The sequence below is a fragment of the Polaromonas sp. genome, from assembly GCF_018780625.1.
Classification (GTDB): domain Bacteria; phylum Pseudomonadota; class Gammaproteobacteria; order Burkholderiales; family Burkholderiaceae_C; genus Polaromonas.
Map to the genome: position 1 here is coordinate 1 of NZ_JADMJK010000198.1, position 3,515 is coordinate 3,515.

The following is a 3,515-nucleotide window of genomic DNA, read 5'->3' on the forward strand; positions in this document are numbered from 1 at the left end:
TTACCCGCGCGCTGTTGTCCGCGCCGGTGCATCTGGCCAGCATGATGTCCGACGCGGATGCGGCTGGAACGGCTTTTGTCGATTCGGGCAACATTGCCAACTACCCGTTTGGCGGGCGACGGAGCATGGCGCTGTTCAATTTTGGATTCCAGGCCAGGCAGTCGCTGGACACCAACGCGGTGGTGACCTACCCCTGCCAGGGCAGCACGGGCGTTGTGTGGAAGATCAGCAATGAAATCCCGGGCCCGATTCCGGGGCGCGATCTGGCGGATGACCCGATTGGGCCTGGCATTGTGGTGAAAGTCGCCGCGAATCGGGTGCTTGCCATCAGCGCCGCGTCGGTTGTGAACGCGGCAACCGGCATTGCCACGGCAACCTATATTTTGAACACGGCCAATGACACCAGTAACGGCGTGGTGGGGCCCAACCTGGCCGTGGTGATTCCCCTGGCGCCGCTGACGGCCAACACCACCTACCAGGTCGATGTCAGCGGGTCCCATGACGCCGTGCCATTCAGGCGGAGCTTCACCTTCACGACCGGGAGCGTCGCAAGTTAAGGGCAGACCGCAGCGGTGCGCGCCGCCGGCCGTTTGAATTCAGGCGACTTCAGCAATCAGCTCGATTTCCACGCAGGCGCCCAGCGGAATTTGCGCCACGCCAAAGGCGCTGCGGGCATGTTTTCCGGCGTCGCCAAACACCTCGCCGAGCAGCTCGCTGCAGCCGTTGGTCACCAGGTGGTGTTCGGTGAAGTCGCCGGTGGAGTTGACCAGGCTCATCACTTTCACGATGCGCTTGATATTGTTAAGGTCGCCCACGGCGGCATGCAGCGTGCCCATCAGGTCAATCGCGATGAGGCGTGCGGCGGCCTTGCCTTCCTCGGTGGACACGTTCTTGCCGAGTTGGCCGACAACGACCTGGCCGTCCCTTTTGGCCAGGTGGCCGCTCAAAAACACCAGCTTGCCGGTTTGCACAAACGGCAGGTAGGCGGCGGCCGGCGCTGCCACCGCAGGCAGGGTAATGTCGAGGGACTTGAGTTTGGCGTAGATGTCTTGCGCGGTCGTGGTCATGGGTGCTTTCTGTGTGTGCTTGTGAATGATTAAGAATTTGGACGATAAACGTTTTAGGGGGCGCCTTGTCCAGAAGCAAGAAGCCTGCGGCGCGCTGGCCGGCCGGTCAGTCTGCCGGTTCCTGCGCTGGTAAGGGTTCCACCGTCACGGCGACTTCCAGAGTATGCCGTGCGCCGCCGCGAATCACGCCGCGCATGGGCGAGACATCCAGGAAGTCGCGGCCGGTGGCCAGCGTGACGTAGTCCTCGCCCGGCGCGCGGTCGTTGGTGGGGTCGAAGTCCAGCCATTGACCCAGGTCAGGGCAGTACACCGATGCCCAGGCGTGCGACGCGTCGCAGCCCAGCAGCCGGGCCTGGCCTGGCGGCGGATGGGTCAGCATATAGCCGCTGACATAGCGTGCGGGCAGCCCCATGGCGCGGCAGCAGGCCACCATGATGTGGGCAAAATCCTGGCAAACGCCTTTGCCCTGCTTCAGGGCGTCCAGCGTGGGCGTATTGACCTCGGTGCTTTCGCTCTCGTAGGTCATTTGGGTGTGGATGCTGCGCATCAGCGCGTGCGCCGCCTCGGGCAGCGGGCAGCCGGGCACAAAGCTCGGTTGTGCAAAGTCGATGAAGGCGTCGTCGCGGGGGATGTAGGGCGATGCAAACAGGAACTCGGACGCGCTGTCGTAGCCGGCCCCGGCCCGGTAGCGGAACCGGTCCCGAACCCGCTCCCAGGAGGTGGATGCCCCAGCCGCCAGCAGGGGGCTGGCCGCTGTGGTGGAAACAATGCTTTCTGCCACTACCGACAAGTGCTCGTGCGCCGCCTGCAATGAAAAATAGCTGCGTGCATTGCCATACACATCGACGGCGCCGCCTACCTGCGCCGGTGCGGGATTCACGCGCAGCGTGTGGTGCAGCAGCTTTTGCGCGCGGTTGCTGGCCGGTTTGAGGTACACCATGTGGTGCGCGTTTTCAACCGCAGGCGTGTAGCGGTAGCGGGTTTCATGAACGATGTGAAGCTGCATGCCGTCAAGCGCCCAGGCTTTGGCTGCCCGCGTCCGCATGGCTGAAATAACGACGGCTCAGGCTGTCTGAAAGAGACAGCGCCGCCGCGCGGCACTGCTCAAGCAAGGCCGTCGCGGCCTGGTAGCGCTGGGCGTTGCCATCGGCCGGGTCACCGCACAGGTTGGACAGCAACCAGCTGTCCGGGTCGGGCAGGTCGCGCGTCAAGCCGGCCAGATCACCCTGCGTGCTGCTGGCCAGCCTGCTCAGGCGTGCGCGCAGGGTTTGCAGCACCCAGCCCAGCGAGCGGGGATTGTCGCGGTCCAGCACCAGCAGATCGAGCAAGGCCGCAATATCGCGCCGCTGCTGGTACTGGCCATTAAAGGTGATGGTGCTGCCAAACAGTGCCAGCATCGCGACAAAACCGCCTTCCTCAAAGATGGATTCAGTTTCAAAGCCGCGCAGCAGCGCCGAGGCCAGCGTATGGAGCCGCTCGATCAACCGGCCCAGGCTCAGCAGCCGCCAGCCGTCGTCGCGGGTCATGCGGTCCGTTTGCGCACCCGTGATGGCCGCCAGAAATGCGCTGGCCGACTCCAGGGCTTTGAGCGCTTCCACCGACGAATACGCCAGCGCGGGTTGCGGGCCCTGCGACTGGCTCTGGCTCTGACCTTGACTTTGGCTTTGGCTTTGAAACGCCGGACGGCGCTTGAGGAATTCCGTTTCCGCGCGAACAATCACCTGCCACTGTTCTTGCGACAGACGCTCGCGCACGGTGGAAGCCGCATTTTTAAGGGCCCTGAGGTTAAAGCCCACACTGGCGGCCTGCTCGGTATCGGTCAGGTTGGCGATCAGTGCCCGTTCAAAGATGCGGCGCGCCTGGGTCGCGGGCGGCACGCTCTCGGATACCAGCGAATGCGCAACCGCCATGCTGCTGAGCCAGGCCAGCAGCGCTTCGGAGGTCTGGTCTTCACTGCCCAGGCTCTGCAAGCTGAGCTGGGACAGATTGATGGCATTTTCGGCCCGCTCGGTGTAGCGGCCCAGCCAGAAAAGGTTTTCAGCGGCCCGGCTGGACACCGGCCGCCGCTGGCTCAGCGGGGCCGTCGCCCAGGCTGGCGTCAGCGGCCTGGAACGGGGACGCGCTGCGCGATCATTTCCGTCCAGCACCCAGACATCGGCACTGCTGCCGCCATGCTGCATCGAGGCGATATCCTGGTTTTTGCCAGCTAGCCGCGCCAGGCCGCCGGGCAGCACCTGCCACGAACCAGTGCCATCGGCGACGGCAAAGACCCGCAACATGGCTGAGCGGGGCGCGATGGTTTCGCCCTGCCAGGTGGGGGTTTGCGATAGTGGCAGGTAGGCCTGCACGGTGTAGTCCTCCCCCTGCCGGACGATGCGTCCCGCCCATTCGTTCAGCGCGCGTTCGGACAAGCCAGGCCCAATCACCGACGCCTGGCCCGAGCCCGGG

The 3,515-nt window shown here is 64.6% G+C and carries 3 protein-coding genes and 1 pseudogene; 1 reads left to right on the forward strand and 3 read right to left on the reverse strand.

All coding sequences use genetic code 11. From position 1 onward, the window contains the following. Positions 1-557: pseudogene (locus tag IV091_RS14870) on the forward strand (hypothetical protein); the annotation flags it as partial. 39 nt (positions 558-596) lie between these two features. Here the strand turns inward: IV091_RS14870 and IV091_RS14875 are convergent. From IV091_RS14875 to IV091_RS14885, 3 genes are all read right to left on the reverse strand, one after another. Next, positions 597-1,067 (reverse strand): RidA family protein, encoded by a 471-nt coding sequence (locus IV091_RS14875; RefSeq protein ID WP_293470037.1) that lies wholly within the window; start codon positions 1,065-1,067, stop codon positions 597-599. Between the two features lie 106 nt (positions 1,068-1,173). Next, on the reverse strand, positions 1,174-2,073 hold the full coding sequence (locus tag IV091_RS14880) for a transglutaminase family protein (protein ID WP_293470038.1): 900 nt from the start codon (positions 2,071-2,073) through the stop codon (positions 1,174-1,176). A 4-nt stretch (positions 2,074-2,077) separates the two neighbouring features. Then, positions 2,078-3,515: alpha-E domain-containing protein (locus IV091_RS14885; protein WP_293470039.1), on the reverse strand; the 1,438-nt coding region annotated here is incomplete at its 5' end.